General features: G+C 36.4%; 22 protein-coding genes. 6 read left to right on the top strand and 16 right to left on the bottom strand.

The genetic code is table 11. The features are described 5' to 3' along the window. Positions 1-10 precede the first annotated feature (10 nt). From LG296_RS17790 to LG296_RS17840, 11 genes are all read right to left on the bottom strand, one after another. The gene (locus LG296_RS17790) at positions 11-469 is read right to left on the bottom strand and encodes a hypothetical protein (protein WP_107934745.1); all 459 of its coding nucleotides are present in this window, start codon (positions 467-469) and stop codon (positions 11-13) included. A 120-nt stretch (positions 470-589) separates the two neighbouring features. Further along, on the bottom strand, positions 590-1,669 hold the full coding sequence (locus tag LG296_RS17795; protein ID WP_107934744.1) for an AI-2E family transporter: 1,080 nt from the start codon (positions 1,667-1,669) through the stop codon (positions 590-592). A gap of 191 nt (positions 1,670-1,860) precedes the next feature. After that, a complete protein-coding gene (locus LG296_RS17800; RefSeq protein ID WP_107934743.1) occupies positions 1,861-3,558 on the bottom strand; it encodes a M3 family oligoendopeptidase in 1,698 nt (565 codons plus the stop codon). A gap of 254 nt (positions 3,559-3,812) precedes the next feature. Beyond that, positions 3,813-5,561 (bottom strand): methyl-accepting chemotaxis protein, encoded by a 1,749-nt coding sequence (locus LG296_RS17805; protein WP_107934795.1) that lies wholly within the window; start codon positions 5,559-5,561, stop codon positions 3,813-3,815. A 207-nt stretch (positions 5,562-5,768) separates the two neighbouring features. After that, positions 5,769-6,488, bottom strand: a complete 720-nt coding sequence (locus LG296_RS17810; RefSeq protein WP_107934742.1) for a YebC/PmpR family DNA-binding transcriptional regulator — start codon at positions 6,486-6,488, stop codon at positions 5,769-5,771. 153 nt (positions 6,489-6,641) lie between these two features. Beyond that, positions 6,642-7,496, bottom strand: a complete 855-nt coding sequence (locus LG296_RS17815) for a neutral zinc metallopeptidase (protein WP_107934741.1) — start codon at positions 7,494-7,496, stop codon at positions 6,642-6,644. 174 nt (positions 7,497-7,670) lie between these two features. Next, positions 7,671-8,267 (bottom strand): 1-acyl-sn-glycerol-3-phosphate acyltransferase, encoded by a 597-nt coding sequence (locus LG296_RS17820; RefSeq protein ID WP_107934740.1) that lies wholly within the window; start codon positions 8,265-8,267, stop codon positions 7,671-7,673. Positions 8,268-8,309: 42 nt separating this feature from the next. Continuing rightward, positions 8,310-9,152: a putative RNA methyltransferase gene (locus tag LG296_RS17825; protein WP_107934739.1), complete on the bottom strand. Its 843-nt coding sequence runs from the start codon at positions 9,150-9,152 to the stop codon at positions 8,310-8,312. 60 nt (positions 9,153-9,212) lie between these two features. After that, entirely contained in the window at positions 9,213-10,469 is a 1,257-nt protein-coding gene (locus LG296_RS17830) for an MFS transporter (protein ID WP_107934738.1), read from the bottom strand. A gap of 206 nt (positions 10,470-10,675) precedes the next feature. After that, the gene (locus LG296_RS17835; RefSeq protein ID WP_235867617.1) at positions 10,676-11,335 is read right to left on the bottom strand and encodes a nuclease-related domain-containing protein; all 660 of its coding nucleotides are present in this window, start codon (positions 11,333-11,335) and stop codon (positions 10,676-10,678) included. Positions 11,336-11,666: 331 nt separating this feature from the next. Next, positions 11,667-12,512 (bottom strand): manganese catalase family protein, encoded by an 846-nt coding sequence (locus LG296_RS17840; RefSeq protein ID WP_107934736.1) that lies wholly within the window; start codon positions 12,510-12,512, stop codon positions 11,667-11,669. 415 nt (positions 12,513-12,927) lie between these two features. Here LG296_RS17840 and LG296_RS17845 point away from each other — a divergent pair, with 415 nt between their 5' ends. Together LG296_RS17845 and LG296_RS17850 are read left to right on the top strand one after the other, a co-directional pair. Beyond that, on the top strand, positions 12,928-13,377 hold the full coding sequence (locus LG296_RS17845; protein WP_107934735.1) for a hypothetical protein: 450 nt from the start codon (positions 12,928-12,930) through the stop codon (positions 13,375-13,377). Between the two features lie 123 nt (positions 13,378-13,500). Then, positions 13,501-14,487, top strand: coding sequence for a YeiH family protein (locus LG296_RS17850; protein ID WP_107934734.1), 987 nt, complete (start codon positions 13,501-13,503; stop codon positions 14,485-14,487). A 46-nt stretch (positions 14,488-14,533) separates the two neighbouring features. On the opposite strand, the gene LG296_RS17855 is transcribed toward LG296_RS17850, so the two are convergent. The 5 genes from LG296_RS17855 to LG296_RS17875 all read right to left on the bottom strand — a co-directional run bounded on the left by LG296_RS17855 (position 14,534) and on the right by LG296_RS17875 (position 19,355). Further along, positions 14,534-15,448, bottom strand: coding sequence for a glycine betaine ABC transporter substrate-binding protein (locus tag LG296_RS17855; protein WP_181418001.1), 915 nt, complete (start codon positions 15,446-15,448; stop codon positions 14,534-14,536). Positions 15,449-15,562: 114 nt separating this feature from the next. Then, the gene (locus LG296_RS17860; RefSeq protein ID WP_404427238.1) at positions 15,563-16,474 is read right to left on the bottom strand and encodes a glycine betaine ABC transporter substrate-binding protein; all 912 of its coding nucleotides are present in this window, start codon (positions 16,472-16,474) and stop codon (positions 15,563-15,565) included. Between the two features lie 21 nt (positions 16,475-16,495). Continuing rightward, entirely contained in the window at positions 16,496-17,344 is an 849-nt protein-coding gene (locus LG296_RS17865; protein ID WP_107934733.1) for a proline/glycine betaine ABC transporter permease, read from the bottom strand. Further along, a complete protein-coding gene (locus LG296_RS17870; protein WP_107934732.1) occupies positions 17,337-18,536 on the bottom strand; it encodes a glycine betaine/L-proline ABC transporter ATP-binding protein in 1,200 nt (399 codons plus the stop codon). The genes LG296_RS17865 and LG296_RS17870 overlap by 8 nt, the downstream gene beginning before the upstream one ends. A 186-nt stretch (positions 18,537-18,722) precedes the next feature. Continuing rightward, the gene (locus LG296_RS17875) at positions 18,723-19,355 is read right to left on the bottom strand and encodes a TrkA C-terminal domain-containing protein (protein ID WP_107934731.1); all 633 of its coding nucleotides are present in this window, start codon (positions 19,353-19,355) and stop codon (positions 18,723-18,725) included. A gap of 239 nt (positions 19,356-19,594) precedes the next feature. Here LG296_RS17875 and LG296_RS17880 point away from each other — a divergent pair, with 239 nt between their 5' ends. The 4 genes from LG296_RS17880 (at position 19,595) to LG296_RS17895 (ending at position 22,940) form a co-directional block, all read left to right on the top strand. Continuing rightward, positions 19,595-20,353 carry a MerR family transcriptional regulator gene (locus LG296_RS17880; protein ID WP_107934730.1) on the top strand — a complete coding sequence of 253 codons (759 nt, stop codon included), beginning with the start codon at positions 19,595-19,597 and terminating at the stop codon, positions 20,351-20,353. A 140-nt stretch (positions 20,354-20,493) separates the two neighbouring features. Continuing rightward, the gene (locus LG296_RS17885) at positions 20,494-21,168 is read left to right on the top strand and encodes a hypothetical protein (RefSeq protein WP_107934729.1); all 675 of its coding nucleotides are present in this window, start codon (positions 20,494-20,496) and stop codon (positions 21,166-21,168) included. A gap of 123 nt (positions 21,169-21,291) precedes the next feature. Beyond that, the gene (locus LG296_RS17890) at positions 21,292-22,374 is read left to right on the top strand and encodes a type III polyketide synthase (RefSeq protein WP_107934728.1); all 1,083 of its coding nucleotides are present in this window, start codon (positions 21,292-21,294) and stop codon (positions 22,372-22,374) included. A 2-nt stretch (positions 22,375-22,376) separates the two neighbouring features. Further along, positions 22,377-22,940, top strand: coding sequence for an isoprenylcysteine carboxyl methyltransferase family protein (locus LG296_RS17895; RefSeq protein WP_181418002.1), 564 nt, complete (start codon positions 22,377-22,379; stop codon positions 22,938-22,940).

Here is a 22,940-nt window from a genome sequence, read left to right on the forward strand (position 1 = left end):
AGCTACTCCTTTATTTTTTCAGCTTAAATCCTTCTTCTAGTAAATATGCTACCGCTTCTTCGCGAGCACCAAAAGTCTCTTCTAAATTTTCTTGGAAATAAATATTCCAGTCCCTTTGATGATGTCTTAGCTCTAATGTAACCCCTTCACGGGATGTCCATTTCTCGACAACTGGTATATCTCGGTCTTCCGATAAAAAATCAATTGCGTCACGAATGATTTCACGCAATTCCGCCTCACTAAAGTCTCTTATATTGACTAATCCTTTGTCATTTGCCACTTTTTCGTATTTTAATAAATCCCCTATATATACAAAACCATTTCCATTAGGATGTAACTTTTCAACTACAATTGTTTTTTCATATAAACTTTCTTCAAAATGATAGTTTACTCTCTTCATGGATATTTCTTTTTTTGTTAGCTCTGGGAATGATTCGATAATTGCTTGTTTTTGTTCAAATGTTAACATGTATATAATGAACTCCTTTATGCTTCTAATAGTGACGATCTTTACTTTACTAGTTCTACAATACACTAAAATGAAATACAGTACACCTTAATAGGTATACTGCAATTCGTTTCATTCTTATTAAACTGTTTTGTTTGCAGCCTCTTTAATCTTTTTTCGTTCTTCATATATATTAATTACAATGGCTTTAATAACAGCATAGGTCGGGATTGCAATGATGATGAATAAAAAGCCTCCGATGTTTCCTGCCGCCAATACAATTGTAATTACCGTTAATGGATGGACATCTAAGGATTTCCCCATAATATTTGGTGTGATTAAGTTACTTTCTATCTGTTGGGCAACGAGTGTAATAACAGCTACCCATACTACCAATATTGGGTCCTGGATAATCGCAATGACAAGTGCAGGAGCTAAAGAAATCCACGGCCCTATAAATGGAATCATGTTCATAAAGAAAGCAAACAGCGCTAGTAATAATGCATATTCCAATTCAATTATCATGTACCCCAAATACATCATCGTCGCAAGGATAAGACTGATAAGCACCTGGCCCTGTACATAATTTCTTAGAACATTATCAATATCAGCTAATGTTTCTTTTACCCAAGTACGCTTTTCTCCTGTAAAGATATTATAAATATTGGGTGCAAATTTTTCATGGTCCTTCAGCATGTATATAAAGAAAAATGGGACTAGAATCAATGTAAAGGTCGCTGTTACTGTTCCACTGACTATGCTTACAATGTATTTACTACCCGTCATCATTATATTTTGAATCGAGCTTGAAACAGAATCTACAAATTCTTCAACCTGTGGTGGAAGATTTTCTTTATTATCGAATACAAAATTTGCAGCATCCATAATATTGTCTTCTATAGTTGGTGCATTCTTCACTAAATTATTAACCTGTTGGGAGATTGGATTACCTATCATCAGCAAAATCCCTGTAACAATTCCCGCCAACAATAAGACTATCGTTAACATACTTGCCCATCTAGGAGCACCCTTCTTTTCCATTAGTCTCTGTAATGGCTCAGAAATATAATATAGAACTCCACCTAATAATAAGGGGATAAAAATCGTTTTGATAATAATATAAAGCGGATTAAATATCCAATGAATTTCAACTATATATTTAATTATTAATAGCGCAATAATCATACCAATTCCTACTTGGAACCAGACTTTTTTTGTCACCAAACATCACCTCTTTCCATATTGTTGCATTGATAATTATTTCCTATTCATCCATGATAGACTAATTTTAATTTTCTTCTATGTATATAGAGCTGCTTATCTATATTTTTCTAATTTAGAGAATTCATTCTATTTTTTATTATATCCTATCACATAAAAAAACTCTCGGAATATCCCGAGAGTTTTTCATATTATAAGCTTGAATCATCTACAGAGTTTAAATATTCTTCAATAGCTCCAATTACTGATTCTACACAGCCATCATCAAATGGTGAAATTAAACCAGCTTCTTTAGCTAACTTAGTAAATGGCATAGAACCACCTAATTCACAAAGGTGAAGATAGTCCTTCCATGCAGAATCAAAGTCTTCTCTTGAACGCTTCCAGAATTGGAATGCACAAACTTGAGCAAGTGTATAATCGATGTAATAGAATGGACTTGCATAAATATGTGCTTGGCGTTGCCAGAAGCCGCCCGCCTCTAAATATTCGTAGCCATCGTAATCACGATGTGGCAAGTATTTGTTTTCGATTTCTTTCCACGCTTGCTTACGCTCTGCAGGTGTCATTTCAGGATGTTCATAAACTACATGCTGGAACTCATCTACTGCAACCCCATAAGGTAAGAATAATAATCCACTAGCTAAGTGAGAGAATTTGTATTTCTCTGTTTCTTCTTTAAAGAATAATTCCATCCATGGCCATGTGAAGAATTCCATACTCATAGAGTGAATTTCAGCTGACTCATATGTCGGCCACAGATATTCAGGAATTCCGATATTGCGGCTAGAGTACACCTGGAATGCATGTCCTGCTTCATGTGTCAGTACGTCAATATCACCAGAAGTACCATTAAAGTTAGAGAAGATAAATGGTGAATCATAATTATCGATGAATGTGCAATAGCCACCACTTTCTTTCCCTTTCTTCGCTTCTAAATCCATTAGTTCACGGTCAATCATATAGTTGAAAAACTCTCCTGTTTCAGGTGAAAGCTCTTCATACATTTTTTTACCGTTCGCTACGATCCACTCCGGGCTACCTTGTGGCTTAGCATTGCCAGTTAAGAAGTTTAACCCCTCATCATAATATTTAAAGTCACTCACACCAATACGTTTTGCTTGGCGTTCATATAGTTTCGTTGCAAGTGGCACAATTAGCTTTTGCACTTGGTCTCTAAAGTTTGCAACCATTTCTGCATTATAGTCAATACGGTTCATATTAACGTAGCCTAATTCAACATAATTCTTGTAGCCTAATGTTGTTGCAATTTTATGGCGAAGTTTTACAAGCTGATCGTAAATGTCGTCAAACTTTGCACCATGTTCACTAAAGAAGTTAAAGCGAGCTTCCATAGCCTCTTTACGTACATTGCGATCAGTTGACTCTCCATATGGAGTTAACTGAGCAAGAGTTAATGTTTTGCCATCAAACTCAATTTGTGCAGACGCTACAAGCTTGCTATATTCAGAAACCAGCTTATTTTCCTGCTGCATTAACTCGATGATTTCAGGAGAGAATGCTTTAATTTGGTTCTCAGCTAAAGCAAATAATTGTGTTCCCCATTTTTCTTCTAACTGACTTCTATGAGGTGTTTTAACTAGCTCAGTATAGTATTCAAAAAGAAGCTCCTCAAATTGTGGATCGATTTCATCTAAAACATCTCGTTCCTTCTGATAAAACTCGTCATTTGTATCGATTGAAGCTCGAATATATACAAGATTTGCTTGTGTTGAATAGTCGTTGCGATAATTATTGATTTTCTCGATTACTTCACTTTGTGCTTCAACAGAATCTGCATTTTTAAATTGTTCAATTAATGCTCTAACTTTATCCTTTACTTCGTCTAAGTTTGGTCTATTATATTCATAATCTTTAAAAGTTACCATTTTTCTTACACACCTCTCCATATTTAGCAATTCGAAGTTTACCATTCTATTATTAACGATTTTTACCAAAAGAGCAACTATTCTGATAATTGTTTTGTAATTTAATAGTTTAGAGTTTAAGATTTTGGGGTAAATTATGCATTTAAACTCTTTGTTGTCCTGGGTATCGCTTCTTGCAAACCACCACTAGCTTTCATTGTCACACTCTATCAAAAAAAGCACATCCACCAATCTCGGTGAATGTGCTTCTAATTTCAAAATTTAAACTTACTAATTTCTTCAATCATTTCTTTAGAAGTTGTATCAAGTAGCTGAACAACATCCTCTAATTTATGGACCATCTCTACTTGAACATCTGAAGAGCCTGCCACTTCTTTCGTTTGGCTTGTAGTGTTGATAACTAATTTTTGCATTTCCTCAGTTGAAGCTAGAATTTCTTCAGAGCTTGCAGACATTTCTTCAATTACTGCAGAATCATCCTGAATTTTAGCATTCACATCAACCACTACCGTTAAGATTTGACTTAACTTTTCTCCGATTTCTATAACGGATTGATTACCAGCTTTTACTTCTTCTGTGCTGTTATCCATCTCTACTAAAGCTTTTTCACTAATTAATAAGAAGTTTTCAAGATATGTTTGAATTTCGTCTGCAGAGTTTCTAGACATTTCTGCAAGCTTTCGCACTTCATCAGCTACTACAGCGAAGCCTTTACCTGCTTCTCCTGCACGTGCAGCTTCAATCGCAGCATTTAAAGCTAAAAGATTAGTTTGATCTGCAATACTTGTAATGACAGATACCATGTCTTTGATAGACTTGAATTTATCACTCATTTCGCGTACATACCCTTCTGTATGTAACACAGATGTCTCTACATTTTGAATTTGGGAGACTACACGTTTTGCATGGTCAACACTTGTCTCAACTAAATTTGTCATATCAGTTGAAGCTTCAGCCATATCTGATGTTGAATCCGCTAAGCGTTGAATTCCTACCGACATTTCATTCATAGCCAGGGTAACTTCGTTATTACTTGCCTCCTGTTGGTCACTACTTGAGGCAATTTCTATAATACTTGAAGCAATGATATTATTAGAATTTGCCACCTCTGTAGCCGTCAAATCTATATCTGCTACTGCTTGTTCCAGGTTTTTAGATTTCGTATGAATGTTTAATAACGAATTTGACAAGCTATTCAGCGCATTTGAGAATGTTTTTGAGAAGATAGCTATTTCATTATTACTCTTTAAATTTAATGATGAAAGTGTATCGTTTACACCTTTCAAATCACCTTCAGCAAGCTGCTCAGAAGCGTCCTTTAGTACATTTAATGGTTTTAAGGATTTATTTACATAGCGATATGTTATGAACAAGCCAACTAAAACAATAAGTAAGAAAATGATACTTACTTTCGGTACAATATCCATTGCAACGGCAGAGCTTACTTCATCAACATAAGAAGCATCGATATCTACTCCTAAAAATGCAACTACCTCTCCACTTGCATCCTTCATAGGAATTGTTCCAGAAATGTATTCTCCATAGTCACTGCTTAGTAAATCCGAATAGAAGGAACCGTTTTTAATAACCTTTTGAAGATGCTCATAGGTTGTAGAAACAGATGTATCCCCTATGGCAGCCGCATTTTCAGTATCATTTGCCGGCATACCATCTACTAAAAACGTAACCTCTTCGCCTTCTTTTGGCACTGCATATGTATAAGCATATAGCACGCCGTTTATTTCACGCAGTTCATTTAGCTGCTCTCTTAGCTCCCAATACAACTCGCTTTCCACAGGGTTATCTGCAAGCTCTTGATATTGTTCTTCATCTATGAAATTGAGCATGTTCTCTGCAATTTCAATCGTTCGGTCTCCAATAGTTGCCTTAACAGATTCCTTGGAGTTGTAGTTCATTGTAAAAACATACATTCCTAATAGGAAAATAAATATAATCACAATGATGGAAAGTATTTGCCTTGATAGCTTTTTTTCCTTCTTCATCATCTATTCACTCCTTTATAAACTTCTAATCTTATATATCGACAAAAAATGACATCTTTTGAATTTTTAAATGTCTTTTTTCTTATTTTTCATTAATATAATCAAGAGGAGTTTATCCGTTTTAGAACTTTTGTACCATTCAAGATTAATAAGAAAAACCCAGTAGCAATTGAAAACTACTGGGTTATTACATATTATTTCGTATTATTACTCGCCTAAGTCAGCATTATGATACACGCGCTGAACGTCCTCTAAATCCTCTAAAGCGTCGATCATTTTTTCGAATTTAGCTGCATCATCTCCAGATAACGCTACTTCTGTTTGAGGTAGCATTGTTAGCTCGGCAACTGTAAACACTGTGATTCCTGCAGCTTTGAATGCTTCTTGTGTTGCATGGAATTGATCTGGTTCAGCGTAAACGATAACATTGTCTTCTTCTTCAAAAACATCACGTGCATCAAGATCAGCCTCTAGAAGGATTTCCAATACTTCATCAGCAGTTTTTCCTTCGATACCAAACACAGCAGTTGAGTCGAACATATACGTAACAGATCCTGATACACCCATGTTTCCTCCGTTTTTACCAAAAGCAGCACGAACGTCTGAAGCAGTGCGGTTTACATTGTTTGTTAAAGCGTCAACGATAACCATTGTTCCGCCTACACCAAAGCCTTCATAACGTAATTCGTCAAAGTCTTCTCCACCGGCACCTTTTGCTTTATCGATTGCTTTGTCGATAATATGCTTTGGTACGTTGTAAGTTTTAGCACGTTCTAGAACAAACTTTAATGCTGAGTTTGACTCTGGATCTGGTTCGCCTTTTTTAGCTGCTACATAAATTTCAGTACCGAATTTAGCGTAAATACGACTAGTATTTTTGTCTTTTTCGGCTTTCTTATCTTTAATGTTATTCCATTTACGACCCATTAATTTCACTCTCTTTTCCGTTATTGTTAAATATAAATGAAGGTTTAAAAGCAAACCCTATAAAGTAAATGCGACTGTAATATTATACACTATTCTATTATTAAAGAAAAAGGTGAAAGATGGCTCGTAGTGAAATAAAGTTTTAAGGAAGAACTATAACTCCCTTGCATTGAACGTATCTCCTCCCTCAATTGTGCCACTATCAAATCCTTTTTTAAACCATCTTACTCGTTGCTCACTCGTACCATGGGTAAAGCTTTCTGGTACTATATAACCTTGAGCTTCCATTTGAAGAGTATCGTCCCCGATTGCATTTGCTGCAGTCAGTGCCTCATTAACATCACCAGCCTCTAAATAACCGGCATCCTGTACATGATTTGCCCATACACCTGCATAGTAATCTGCTTGCAGCTCTAGTCTTACAGTTTGTGCATTGTACTCTTCCTGACTGACCTTCTCATTTAAAGCATGCACCTGCTGGGAGGTACCTAATAATGTTTGTACATGGTGACCTACTTCATGGGCTACTACATAAGCCATTGCAAAATCTCCTGGCGCACCAAAGCGGTTCTTAAGCTCCTGGTAAAAGCTTAAATCGATATATAGTTTGTGGTCAGCTGGACAGTAAAAGGGACCAACCGCTGCACCAGCAACACCACAACCAGATTGGACGCTATCTGTAAACAATACAAGGCTCGGGTTTTCATAGGTTAAGCCTTGCTCCTGAAATAACTGCTGCCAAACATCCTCCGTATCAGCTAGCACAACAGAAACAAATTCCGCCAGCTCTTCTTCCTCAGCAGTCGGCACATATTCTGTATTGCTTCCACTTTGAATTTGTCCTGGATTTATTTGATTTAATACATCCCCAGCGTCTCCTCCATTAAATAGCGTGAAGATAATAGCGATAATAATCCCTACACCTCCAATTCCGCCACCTATAGCACCCTTGCTCATCCCTCGACGATCCTCTACATTACTGCTTTTTCTTCTGCCTTTTGTCTCCATAGCTCTCCTCCAAAAAATGTATCATTTACTTTAGTATTACCCTGTTTTTTAGTAGCACAGTACATTTAAGGCGAAAGAGTCCTCAATCAGTTAACCAAGCCACCCCTTACATCAATTGCTACCGGAAAAATTCCCTAAAAAAAAACACTCTCCCAAAGGAAAGTGTTAGTTTCTTTATTTAGTTTTTGCTTTCAACTCTTCTGTTAAACGAAGTAATTCCTTCTCCAGATGCTGTGTTGCTTCTTCACGAGCTTCTTTTCCAGCCCCAACTGTGAAGGGCTCACCATAAATTAAATAGCCTTTTTGTCGTTTCATTACTTCGCCAACATTTCTAGGGCCTACGTAAGCGGCCGGAACAATTTGTCCCTTTGATAGCTGAGCAATCGTAATCGCACCTTGCTTTAACTCTGTGTTTTCCGTTGAACGCGTTCCACTAGGGAATATCCCGACAACTTTTCCTTCTTTAATCAGCTGTCTCGGAATTTTGATAACACTAGGTCCTGGATTTTCTCTGTCTACAGGAAATGCATTTAAATTAGAAACTAGTGGACCAAGCAGCTTCATATCAAACAGCTGCTTTTTCGCCATAAAATGAATATGACGAGGCAATAAAGAAACGCCTAAATTCAAAATATCCACATATCCATTATGAGTACAAGCAATAATATAGCCGCCCTCTTTTGGTAAATGTTCTTTCCCATATATCTTCGCCTTTGAACCATTTAAAGTTAAAAATACCTTAACTAATCTTGCAGCAAAATCATATAACACCGTTACATTCCTACCTTTATATACTATTTGTTTTTTCTTGATTTATACTTTTGATAGCTCGCCTACTAATACGTCCAAATCAATCGTAATTTCAGTTAACGAAATGCCTTCTTCTAAATGCCAGCCAAGAGGCGTCATTTCAAGAAGCTTTGGTACTAGCATTGGCTCAAGTGGCATTGTGTATGTAATACGTTCCTGCAACACATTCGTAAAATGCTCTTTAAACCGCTGTACTGTCTGTTCATTTGAATAACTCTCTTTTTCGGAATTAGCAAAGGCTTGTTTACGAATTTCCTTCAAATAATCAGATTGAGGCACCACTTTAATAACCTTACCTTTTGGCTTTAACAGCCTGCTAAACTCCTCGTAATTAGCAGGCGACAAGATATTTAGGATACAGTCAATCGATTGCTTCTTGTAGGGACTATTCGCTAAATCTCCTACACACCAGATTTTTTGCTCATAAAATTTCGCAGCTGACTGGATCCCTTCTTTTGAGATATCAATTCCTACAGCTACAATGTCCTGTGTTAATAGATTGCCAATTCTCTCTAGATGAGAACCCTCTCCACAGCCTGTATCTAATATCGTTCGTACTTCGCTTCCAATATGCTTTGCTATTGTTTGTTGCAGTGGATTATATAGACCACTATTAATTATTTCCTGACGTGATTCAAATAAACTTTTACTATACATCGATGTAGCAGGTTTAATCATGAAATTCACATAGCCTTGTTTTGCAATATCAAATGAATGACGATTGCCACATGTTACGTGACCATCTTCTGTAACATGCATACTTTCTTTACATAGAGGACAGGAAAAAAGTGTTTCATGTTCTTTCATATATAAAATACTTGCAACTCTTTTTGATACCTTTCCCACACTCATACTCCTTTTTGTTTGCTGTAAGTATCATATCATCTATTCACAGAGATTGAAAAACTAAACAAGTTCTTTTGGATTATGTTTTTTAAGTAAAATAACAAATAGACTTGCTAACAAACAAAAACCACCAGCTAATAGGAAAGCCCACATATACGAACCGAAGACATTAAATACTATACCTCCCGTATAAGCTGCCACTCCTGCTCCAACCTGATGACTTGCCGTAATCCATCCATACATCATCGCACTTTTTTCAATTCCAAATTTCTGCCTTGTTAAGCCAATTGTCGGTGGGACAGTCGCAATCCAATCTAACCCATAAAAGATTGAAAAAATAACAAGCCAGGTGTATGAACCTTCAGCTAGTGCAAAGGGTAAAAAGAGAAGTGATATGCCACGTAATGTGTAATACCAAAATAATAACCATCGATTATCATAACGGTCTGATAACCAGCCTGAAATCGTTGTTCCGATTAGGTCAAACACACCCATAAAGGATAACATGGCAGCGGCAGTAACTAACGGAATACCAAAGCTGATACAATAGGATATAAAATGGGTTCCGATTAACCCACTAGTCGAAAGGCCACATATAAAGAAGCTACCTGCTAGAAGCCAAAACTCTTTTACTCTTATTCCTTCTAATAATGAAGAAATGGCCATTTTAAAGGGGTTGCGAGTTTGAGATGTCTGTGCCTCTTCCACCTGCATTGCCTCTTGTCCATATGGGGCAAGTCCGATATCCCTTGGCCAGCTTTTCATAAAGATCCCTATGACAAGTAACATTAAAACACTTAACACAAATATTAATAAAATAGCAGAACGCCACGAATAATTTTCCACAAAGTTTGCTAATACCGGAAGCAATATTAACTGTCCTGTAGCCGTTGCAGCAGTTAAAATACCTACAGCTAGCCCACGTCTTTTTACAAACCAGCGATTCGCTACCTGAGTGCTTAAAACCGTTAAGAATAATCCTGAACCGATTCCCAACATAATTCCCCAGATTAATATCAATTGCCATTCAGTTGTCATTACAAACGTTAAACCAAGACCAACTGAAAGAATGACCATAGAAAAAAGCATCATTCGCTTTAATCCAAACACCTCAACAAATGCTGCCATAAACGGTCCCGAGAAGCCATATAAAAATAGGCAAACCGCAAATGCAAAGGAAATCGTAGGTCTTCCCCAGCCAAACTCCGACTCAAAAGGATCTAGAAATATCCCCGAGGATGACCTGATAATACCAGCTACAATAATCGCTATAAACGTAACAGCCAGAATGACCCAGCTATAATGGAATTTCCGCATTTCCCCCACCCTTAAATACTTTTTCTATATTGTACATGGTAGATTTCCATATTAATAGAACATTCACATTTTTATGCAGGTAAATTTTTTGTTCAAAAAAGGAGGTATCCATGGAATTAAAATCATCAGGTTTTACCTTATTTAGTCATTCCATGAGAAAATCAATAAAAAAAGACTATCCCTTATAGAGATAATCCCTTTTTCGTTTAGCTTAAGGTTTCGTCCTTTAATGCCGCTTTTTCTTTAGGCTGCTTTTTAACCATATAAGGCTCTATCTTTGAGTGGATTGAGATAATCTCATTCTTTGTTAAAGCAGAGTCTATTCGGTTTTCAAAAAAGGCTTTTAGTTCATCTATTTTCAGTACATCTACATCCTCAGAATGCAGCTCAATTTTTTTAAAGGAGCAATCATTATTAAAGACAACCAATGATTGATATAGGTCTTCTCTTACTTCTGGAATTGCCTTTTTTACTTCTTGTATCTTTAGTTTATTCTCAATAATTGGATTAGGAAATTTATTCATTTTACCGTTTTCTAGTGCCTGTGCCCATTTAATATCCTGGTCATCCCCATAAATCCACCCGCTAGAATATTTAGCATTGATGACATAAATGCCAGACTCATGAAGAAAAATACAATCGATTTTCCACTCACTCTGTGGAAGGTCAATATTGAATAATAGCTGATTATCTCCATCTACTTTTTTCAAGTTTTTAGCTAATTTATATAGAAATCTAACTTCTTTATTCGTCTGTACAGATATAAATGAATGGCCAGTGATTTTGCTAAACTGACTATTATCATATACATAAATACTTACCGCGAACAGTATCCCTATGAATACTATGAAGAAAAGGACAAGCATTGCCACAAAATTTCCCCCTATTACTTAATCGTCATTTCATTCTATCAAAGTTCTTTATTTATTAACATGACATAAAAAGCTGCCCAAAGAAAGCACTAAATAGCCAAATTCAATAATCTTGTTTTATTATTTCTCTATAGGTGAATTATATGAGTTGGGTAGACACGATTCCAAAGGCATAATAAGAGCACAATTTCACATATAAATGGTGATTACGTAAAGAGAGTATTGGTTTAAGTCGATTTTATAAAAAGAAACAGATTTCCTGGGAAATTACGTCGATTTTTCTGCAATAAAAAGAAGCTCATTTTTAATAGAGCTTCTTTTATTACTATTTACGTTTTGACTTCGGCTTTGGATCTTCCGGTGGTGTATTATGAAGGCTCGGTGGGGCTGGTTTTAATTTTGGCTTTCTAGCATAAGGCTCGGGATTTTCAACATACTTGAATTCCCCTTCACCATCAAGGCTCGGACCATGAGCCCAACGTCCTTTAGCACTTGCATTGCCTGCTGATGTATTAAATAACACATGAGATACTTCACGATGCTCTAATTCTCTAGGGAATGTACTTGGAACAATGATATTTTCTTTTTCCTCCAGCTCCTTAATAGCAGCTAACCATTGATTTTGATGCATTGTATCACGTGCTAGTAACCACGCAAGCATATCCTTTACGCCTCGATCATCTGTCATTTCATAAAGTCTTGCTACTTGAAGGCGTCCTTGGGATTCTGCAGTTAAATTCATACGAAAATCCGCAAGTAAATTTCCACTTGCTACAATATAATCTGCTGTCCATCTATTCCCATTACTATCAGCTGGCATTGCGCCAAGACCTGAAACAATAATATGCTGAGGATTCATTCCTCCAAGAATTGCATTGATGATTGGATCCTTTGCAGCTGCCTCTAAAGTTGGAAGCGGCGCATCCTCAAGTAAACGAGCAATCATCGTAGCAAGCATTTCAATATGTGCAAGCTCTTCTGTACCCGTATCAAGTAATAAATCACGGTACTTTTCATTTCCTCTTACATTCCAGCCTTGGAATAAGTATTGTAAAGCAACAGAGATTTCTCCCCATTGTCCACCTAAAACCTCTTGAAGCATTCTTGCAAAGACTGGATCTGGTCTATCAGGCTTTGCATGATATTGTAATTCCTTCACATGATAAAACATTCTTCAAATTCACTCTCCCTTTTCAAACCTAAAAGTAAGGTATGTTTAATTTGATAACTATTCTGGGTTAAATGTCCATTTGGAGGAATGTTTACATGAGGAATTGAATTTTAAAAATATCTACTTTTTAAAATAAGCTTCCATTAAGACATATATAATATGGAGTTTCCCATTTACTTTCCCACAAATTACTAACAAATCTACTCCTGAAAATTTGAATATAGAAGAATAAATCGGCTAATTGATAACATACTTAACAAATATCTAATCACTAGAAAAATAAATTGCCGCCACTAACCTTAAAAGAGTTTTTGACATCTAAAATTTATTATTCCTTTTTAGTGTAAAATATTATCTTTTGTAAATAATAACGGTAATGTCTTAACATACCTATTTAAAGACGGAGGTTTTTACTGTGGACATTATAGAAGAAAATGCCATTCCTGCATTTCTCGAATCGACTCAGTTGATAGTTGAGCTTGAAAGTGTTGATGTATATAACAACATCATCTTCCCTGTTCAAGCAAAAGAATACGATATCAATCCACAAGTAGAGGTACCATATGATTTAAAGAAAGAAGAGACTGCCCAAAAAAGTGTAGATGAAGGCCACTCACCGTGGAGAATCGATCCCGTATTAACCACACAAGTATTTGTGAGTTTACAGCTATCGCCTAAGGGGATTGAAGGGGAATATCCGATAGAAGAAGGAAATATAAAGCTTTTGCACAGTACAAAGGATACGGCTGTGGTAGAAGTTAATGATACCGATACTATCATCAAATTCGTTTATTTAAAAAGACTTGTTAACCAGGATGCCTCTGGAATTTGGACGGTAATCGGATACGATAAAATAGATAAATAAGAGTAAGGTGATGAATTAAAGGCCCATTCATCACCTTACTTTAATAATTAGCGTTTTGAAATATAAATGACTACATATATAATAACTACATATTATCCTAGCAGTTGAAAGTGAGGCTAATATATGACGATTTACAAAACAGCTGGATTTTATATAGGAATTTTATCGATGTTTTTCATTACAGCTTTGGCCTATAGCTTAAGTCTATTACCTTTTCTTTCATTGATAGGTCCTTTAGCAATCGCTATATTAATTTCTGTTATTTATCGAAATGTTTTTCAGTACCCTGAAAATTTGCGTAGCGGGATTCACTTCTCCGCCAAAATCATATTACGGATTGCGATTATTCTCTATGGTATTCGTTTAAATATTAAATTGATTGTTGATGAAGGCTTTCCCCTTATTTTCCGAGCGGCACTCGTTATTATATTTACCCTTTTCATGACATTTCTCATTGGTAAAATGTTAGGGGTAGATTATAAACTTTTGCTTTTACTTGCTTCTGGTACTGGAATTTGCGGTGCAGCAGCAATTGGAGCAGTTTCCTCTATTCTTGATTCAGATGAAGAAGATACAGCGATAGCAATTGGAATGATTGCATGGCTAGGAACAATATTCGCATTAGTTGCCCCTCTCATAGCTTCTATAACCAATATGACCCCCGATTTATATGGACAATGGGTTGGTTTTAGTCTACACGAGATTGCTCAAGCGCTTCTTGCCGGTGCTTCCTTTGGTGATGATTCTTTAACACCAGCAATACTAAGCAAATTAAGTAGAGTACTCTTACTTTTTCCCGTAACCATCTTGATCATAGTGTTTCTTTCATTCCAAAATAAAGAATCCAAGAAAAAAGCATCGTTTCCATACTTTATATTAGGATTTATCGCCCTTTCTATTATCGGAACAATCTCCTTACAAAATGGTTGGATGTCGCTTTCGTTCCAAAGCCAGGTTGCTCAGGCTGCTACCTTTTTATTAACTGTAGCAATGGCGGCATTAGGAATGTCGGTAGATTTAAAGAAATTTGGTAAAAATGCATTAAAGCCTATTCTTACTCTAATTTTGACATCTGTTGCTTTAAGTGTCTTTGTGTGGATAATTCTATAACGCGAAAAGGAGAACTCCCTGATTACGGGAATTCTCCTCTTTATTTTTACTCTTTAGGCTGCAAATCCTCGATTGAATCGATATCCATATACGATGGGACAACCAAACCAATTTCTGTACCTTTTAAGTTTTCACCTAAGTCTACTAAATCCTCCTTATGCTTCTCGTAAAAGGACGCATGTGTTGAAGGCAACCACGGTGCAACAGAGGCATCTCCTTCACCCGTAGCAATTGCTTGGAACATAACCGCAGGATCTACTGGTGTCAACGTTACATTATAACCCTGTTGTTCTAATACTGCCTTCACAACATAGCCTGACGCTCTTTCTGTATCCCACGGTGTTGAAACTAATTCAATTTCATCGCCATCTACTTTCTCAACACCTTCAACCCATTCTGCTACTTTGTCGGCATTTTCTTCTATCCATTTCGTCGCCGCTTCTTCAAATGGCACTTCTTGTGCGTCAAACATTACAGCTTCCATATCTTTAGGTTCCCAGTAAAAGCGGTCAAGAATTGTATAGGCACTTGGCATATCCTCTTCTAAACCTTTTCTTACGATTGTGTTTACATTTTCACTGCCACCGAATGTGCCTTTGGAGTCTTCTAGAAATTTCAAATCATATGCAGTGAACATCCAGTGCGGAGTCCAGCCAGTAATAATAATTGGTTCTTCATTTTTAACGGCTTCTTCTAATGCACCTAGCATGCCTGCAGTTGAACTTTCTAGAAGGTTCCAACCCTCTAAGTTCTCATATTCCTCTAAAGTATCACGGGCTAACTCTGTTGTTCCTGCCCCTGGTTCAATTCCAGTAATCGTATAATCGATTTGTTCACCTATACTAGCAGTTTCTCCAGCGTTATTCCCATTATCCTGATTTCCTTCATCACTACCACAAGCAGCTAATAATAACGAAGCTGATAAACCAAATGTAATACCCATTGTTTTTAATTTAACCAAAATTACAACCCCTTTATATATAAAGGAGTTATCCAGTATAAGATAACTCCTTCTTTTGTAAAAAATTTAGCAACTTTTTGCAATGCACATACTAAATGTACTCCAGCTTTAGAATTATTCTACGCCTTCAGTCCATTCAGCAACTTTGTCTGCATTGTCATTAATCCATTTTTCAGCAGCCTCTTTTGGACTAGTGCCAGAGTTAATATCAAGCATTACTGCTTCAATATCTTCTGTTGTCCAATTGAAAGCATCAAGTACTTTATAAGCTTCTGGTGATTCTTCTTCTAATCCAAGGCGAGCAAATGTATTGATCGTCTCTTCCCCACCAAATACACCTTTAGGATCTTCTAAGTATTTTAAATCATAAGATGAGAACTTCCAGTGTGGTGACCAGCCTGTTACAATAACTTCTTCTTCATTCTCAAAAGCTTGACCTAAGGCTACAGTCATCGCACCCGAAGATGAAGGTAATAATTCCCAATCACTTAGGTTTTCATATTCTGCGATAGCTTGTTCTGCTGCTCCCATAACACCTGCTCCAGGTTCAATACCCGTTATTGTCATGTCTGCTTCTTCAGTTAGTTCTTCGATTGAATTCACATCCATATAAGAAGGAACAACTAAGCCAATTTTAGCACCAGTTAAGTTTTCACCTAACTCTACTAGACCATCTTTGTATTCTGCATATTGTGAAGCATGTGTATTTGGCAACCAACCAGCTACCATTGCATCTGCTTCCCCTTTTGATACAGCTTCCCACATAATAGCGTTATCTAATGGAGTTAAAGTTACGTCATAGCCTAAGTCTTCTAGTACTTTTCCTACTACATGTGTAGAAGCAACTTCAGTATCCCACTCAACATAAGCTAAATTGATTTCTTTAGATTCCTCAGTTGCTGTAGAGCCGTTTGAATCTCCTGTGTTTTCAGTTGAAGTTTCCCCTTCATCTGTACCACTGCACGCTGCAAGCATTGCACCCATACCTAGGGCTAAACCCATCATTTTTAATCTTTTAAAATCCACCCGAATCTTCCTTTCTATTTTTTATTTCTTTTTATTGAAGCTTTGCGTTAAACGGTCAACAATAATAGCAAAGATTACAAGACTAAGTCCTGCAACAAAACCATTACCTACTTGAGCACGTTGCAAAGCAGATAACACTTCTCGCCCTAAACCAGGTGCACCAATCATTGATGCGATTACCACCATAGATAGAGATAGCAGCACAGTTTGGTTAATACCAGCCATTATTGTTGATTTAGCTAATGGTAGCTCAACCTTGAATAGTTTTTGCCAGCCAGTACTACCATAGGAATCAGCTGCTTCCACTAACTCTTTTGGTACTTGTCGTATACCTAAGTTTGTAAAACGAACTGTTGGCGGTAGTGCGAAGATGACAGAGGCAAACACACCTGGTACAACACCGATACCGAAGAAAGCAACCGCAGGTATTAAGTAAACAAACCCTGGCATTGTTTGCATAAAGTCTAATATCGGTTTAATAACATTTTCTGCAACAGCACTTTTTGACATTAATATCCCTACTGGAATCCCGATGATGATTGCAATAATACTTGAAAAAATAACAAGTGTTATTGTGTTCATCAGTTGTTCCCATAAGCCTTGGTTATATATAAATAACAGACCTACGATTGAGAAGATGGCTAAACCAAGCTTCTTTTTCGTTGCTATAAATGCAATAAGGGCAATCACTAAAATAAATACAACCGGTGGAATAGCAACCAGCATATCTGTAATAAGGTTCATAGCATTCTTACCACCAGATTGTATAAAGCTAAATAATGATGATAGATTACCAGTTAACCAATCCATCACTGATTCCACTGAATCTGCAACAGGCAGACTCGGAATACGATCTAATATTTTACTCATCACGAGTCACCTCCTCTGTATTCGAAGCAAGAGATTGGATGACTACGCCTCTAATTAATACACCAACTAATTTATTTTCGTTAACAACAGCTAACGGAGTTGGTGATTCTGAAATAACACCTAACACATCTTGGATTAACATATCTGGAGGAACTACAGGCATGTCGGCTTTTAAAATACCATTCACATCTTTTTCCCCACGCTTTGAAGCCTCCAATGCATCGTCTGCCGTGATATAGCCTTTAAATTCTCTCCTTTTATCAACCGCAAGCAATACACTAACCTCTTCATCTCGCATACGTTTTAACGCTACTTTTGGTCCGTCCATTTCAACATTCACTGAAATTGGGCGAATCATTGCATTTTCTACTGTTAATACCTTTGAACGGTCTACATCCTCAAGGAATGTTTTAACATAATCGTTTGCAGGATTTGTAAGAATCTCTTCACCTGTACCAATTTGAATGATTTTTCCATCCTTCATTAGTGCAATACGGTCACCGATACGCAAAGCCTCATTTAAATCATGTGTAATGAATATAATGGTTTTTCTTACTTTTTGTTGTAAGTCTAATAATTCGTCCTGCATATCTTTTCGAATTAATGGGTCAAGTGCAGAAAAAGCCTCATCCATTAACAATATATCCGGGTCATTTGCTAAGGCACGCGCTAATCCTACACGCTGCTGCATTCCCCCTGATAATTGGCTTGGGAACTGATCTTTATATGGTAATAACCCTGCATTTTCTAATGCTTGCTCAGCTTTTTTTGTTCTCTCTTCTTTAGGGATACCGCGCACTTCTAATCCATATTCGGTATTAGCAAGGACTGTTCGTTGTGGAAATAAACCGAAGTTTTGAAACACCATGCTCATTTTTTCGCGTCTAATTGTTCTGAGCTGTTGTTTATTCATTTTGGAGATGTTTTCACCATCTATGTAGATACTTCCGCTGGTTGGTTCAATGAGATGATTTAGTAGACGTACTAATGTTGACTTACCACTACCTGAAAGTCCCATAATTACAAAGATTTCACCTTCATTGACAGAAAAGCTAGCATCATTAACACCGATTGTAGCTCCTGTTTGCTTTAAAATCTCTGTTTTATTTTTTTTCTGTTCGACAAGCTTAAGCGCACTATTAATATGCTTACCGAAAATTTTCGTAACATTTTCAACTTTTATTTTCGTCATACAGTTCTCCTTTCCTATAATTCTCAAATCTGTATTTTACTAGATTACAACAAAGCAACAACTTCATCCTAACAAAAGGTTGTTACTTATGTCAACTTAGCATTCTATGAATCTGGTAGTAGAGATATACCTATTCTCAATAAAAAAAGGGCTTTAGACACCGCCTAAACGGTATCTATGCCCTAATCATTTCGGATATAAAAATTTTTGAACTCGCTCTATGCATTCATCATTGCCAATGAAATAAATGACATCATTTTGTTCTAATGTAGCATACGGTCCAGGAGAAATAATCAGCTCTACTCCTCGTCGAATTCCTACAATCGTTGCCATCGTATTTTGCCAAAAATTAATGCTTCCAATGGTTTGCGTTATATATGGAGTTTCCTCATGAATCTCTACTTGAAATGGAACGAAGGGATTAACAGATTTAAACCTTTCCGTTCTACTAACCAATCGCTCTGTTGTTTCCTGTAAAACCTCTAGCTCACTTTTTTGTCTTTTAATACTTTCTAGCATCTCTAGCTGGACTTGATAAACAGATTGTACCTCTAAAAACTGATGGACAAATTGTGCAGCCTTTTCATAGGATTTAATCATTACCCCACTGCCCTTTGTTGCCTCTACAATTTCCAGATCCTGCAGAACAGCAATTGCTCTTCTAGCTGTTTCCGAGGATACATTATATTGACTTGCTAAGGAAGATCGTGCATAGATTTTTTCTCCAACCAAGTATTTCTTTTCAACAATTCTTGATGCTATATCGGCAGCTATCTTTTGGTATTTCGGCTGCTTTACTTGGACCTTCTTATTTTCCATTATTGTGACTACCTTTCAAACGGCAAAATTAATATCGCTTGTATTCTTCAATATGATTATATTAAAGCATGTGTCAACATCTCGCTATTATTATTTTATTGGTAAAAGGTAAACACGTTTTAAATCCGACTAGTTAATGATTTTCTCCGAGGTAAAGCAACCGTCCTTAAAATATTTTTTTAACTCTTGACCTTCACGTTACGTTACACTTTATGATAAATCCATCAGGAGGGATTTCAATGGAGTACACAATTAGTAAATTAGCAAAATTAGCTGGCATAAGTAGTCGAACTCTTCGTTATTACGATGAAATCAATCTATTAAAACCATCTAGAATCAATAGCTCAGGCTATCGTATTTATGGTCAAAAGGAAATCGATCGATTACAGCAAATTTTATTTTTACGCGAATTAGAGGTAGATCTAGGGACTATTATTCAAATCATGAATGAGTCTAGCTTTGATCAATTCTCCGCGCTATTGGACCATCAAAATAAGCTTATCCAAAAACGAGCCCGCCTAGATAAATTAATCGAGACAATTGACAAAACAATTGCTCATCAAAAAGGAGAGATTGTAATGAGTAATGAAGAAAAATTCAAGGCCTTCAAAGAGAGCCTAATTGCCGAGAATGAAGTGAAGTATGGTGAAGAAATACGTGAAAAATACGGAGACAAAACTGTCGATGAGTCTAATGCAAAACTTCGAGGGATGTCTAAGGAAGATTATGCTGCAATGGAAAAGCTCGGAAATGAAATATTCGATTTGCTACCTAAAGCTATCGCAACTGGTGACCCAACTTCAGAAATAGCACAGGAACTTGCTGAAAAACACAAAGAATGGTTAACCTTCTCATGGGCTTCCTACTCAAAAGAAGCACACAAAGGGCTTGCAGAAATGTACGTTGCCGACGAACGCTTTAAAGCATATTACGACAAGGTGGCAAAGGGCGCTACAGAGTTTTTAAGAGATGCGATTATTAACTATGTAGATAAATAATTAGCTATACAGAGGGAAGCAATTGCTTGCCTCTTTTTTATTTCCCCTTCATATGCAAAATTACCGATTATATTGCTCATACTAAAGATGAATCGATTCCAAAGACACTTAACTGCCTTATAAAGGAGCAATATCTTACAATGCAAAAACATGAGAAAAAGCTAAAGAAAATACAATATGACCATGACGATAAGGAATACATAGTTATAAATAAATGTCCACATTGCAATTTAGATATTCATCCTACAACAGAAAATACGTATTTATTTGAAAATAATAGCTTTAAATTAAGTGTCATTTCTTTAACTTGCCCTTCATGTAAAAAAGATTATTTTATCTTTAATGATGATCGACTTGAAGCTACTACTAATCAAAAATTTCTGATATCCATTCCAAAGTATAGCTTTAATGAGAGCTCATTAATTAACAATACATCCAATAAGTTTCAAAACCTATATACTCAGTCTACTAACTGTGAGCTCTTGGGCTATTATGACCTTGCCTTTTTCGGTTATATCAAATCACTAGAAATTTTACTTAAGGATATTGCTATTTTGGAGCATCCTGATTCAGAGGATATTATTTTATTTTGCAATGTTATTGCTTGTCTTGAACAATTTCATTCCACTAATATTCACCTTTTTTCTAAAAAGTTGCTCGAGGTTTTAAAAAATGATTATTTACATTACCAAAAGAATGCGGACTTCTATGCATATTCCGAGCTTGTGAAGGATTGTATCGATTATTTCTTACTCTATTTAGAGCTGCTTTTAAAAACATTAACTTTAAATGAAACAAAAAAAACTTCAGATTAATAGCACGTGAGGAGTTTGATTCACCAATCAAACTCCTTTAATTATCCCCTTTTATAGTTCCTTTGCAAATTGTGCATATTTAGCATGCTCCAGGGGAAGATACTTATAAAAAGGAGTTTTACTATGCCAAAAATTTCATCGATTAGTACATACAAACCTCCACATACATTAAACCAAGAAAACATTGAACAGCTTACAAAAGAGCTTTTTACCGATAAAATCCCTCAACTTGAGCGTTTATTGAAGGTATTTGCAAACGGGGAAATAAAACAGCGTCACTTTTGTGTTCCTTTAGAATGGCATAAAGAGCAGCATACTTTTGAGGAACGTAATAATTTGTATATTGAATTAGCTGTTGAATATGGGGTAAAAGTCATCGAAGCCTGTCTTTCAAATACACATTTTTTAGAGCAGACCATTCCTACGAAAGATATTGATGCATTTATATTTGTATCCAGTACAGGTATTTCCACCCCAAGCATCGACGCACGTATCATGAACAAACTAGAATTTTCAGATCGCATGAAGCGTATACCTATTTGGGGGCTTGGTTGTGCTGGAGGGGCTGCAGGGATCAGTCGAGCATTTGATTACTGTTTAGCTCATCCAGATGCAAATGTACTTGTTGTTTGTGTAGAGCTTTGCAGCTTAACTTTTCAACCAAATGATTTTTCTAAAAGTAACTTAGTAGGTGCCTCTCTTTTTGCAGATGGCGTTTCCTGCCTTTTAGTTAGTGGCGATAATGCAGCTATTAAAAACAAAAAGCCAATGCCTTATATAGTAAATACCGCATCAAAATGGATGCCTGATTCTGAAAATGTAATGGGCTGGGACATAAAAAACGATGGCCTTCATGTCATTTTCTCTCGAGACATCCCTTCTATTATTAACAAATGGCTGGGACCATTTATAGATGACTTTTTAAAGGAACAAGAGCTCTCTAAGGAGCAAATTAAGAATTTAGTGGCACATCCAGGAGGAAAAAAGGTTTTAGCGGCCTATGAAGATACATTAAATATGAACGAACAACATACGGCAACATCTAGAGAGGTACTTCAAAATCACGGGAATATGTCTTCACCAACTGTCCATTATGTTTTAGAGCAATTTATGCTAAATGAAACAAGCACCGATAGTTACGGTTTATTATTAGCACTTGGACCTGGCTTTAGTGGCGAAGCATTATTACTTCAATGGAGGGGTTAATCATGTTCTTTTTATTATTTGTATCGATTGTTATTTTACAACGATTAATGGAAGTAGTAATTGCTAGGAGAAATGAAAAGAAAATGTTGGCTGCTGGGGCATTCGAGGCTGGTGCTTCTCATTACCCATTTATGATTGCCCTTCATGTTAGTTTCTTTCTTAGCTTGATTACTGAAGTGCTTGTATTTGAACGGGTAATTTCCCCTTTGTTTTTATGGCTCTTTGTTTTATTCCTGCTAGTGCAGGGCTTAAGAGTATGGTGTTTGGCTTCCTTAGGACAATTTTGGAATACAAAAATCATTATCTTGCCTGGAGCAAACGTCGTAAAAAAGGGACCTTATCAATTTATCAGACACCCAAACTATCTTATTGTTTGTACTGAAATTTTACTGCTCCCTTTAATGTTTCAGGCTTATTTTACAGCGATTTGCTTTACCCTACTCAATTTTGCAATGTTAGCTGTTCGAATCCCTACAGAGGAAAAGGCTTTAATGGAAGCAACAAATTATAGTAAAGAGTTTAAAAAGAAGGTATCTGGTATAATCCCTAACGACCAACAGCATTAA

This window comes from Ureibacillus chungkukjangi, assembly GCF_044795995.1.
Taxonomy (GTDB): Bacteria; Bacillota; Bacilli; order Bacillales_A; family Planococcaceae; genus Ureibacillus; species Ureibacillus chungkukjangi.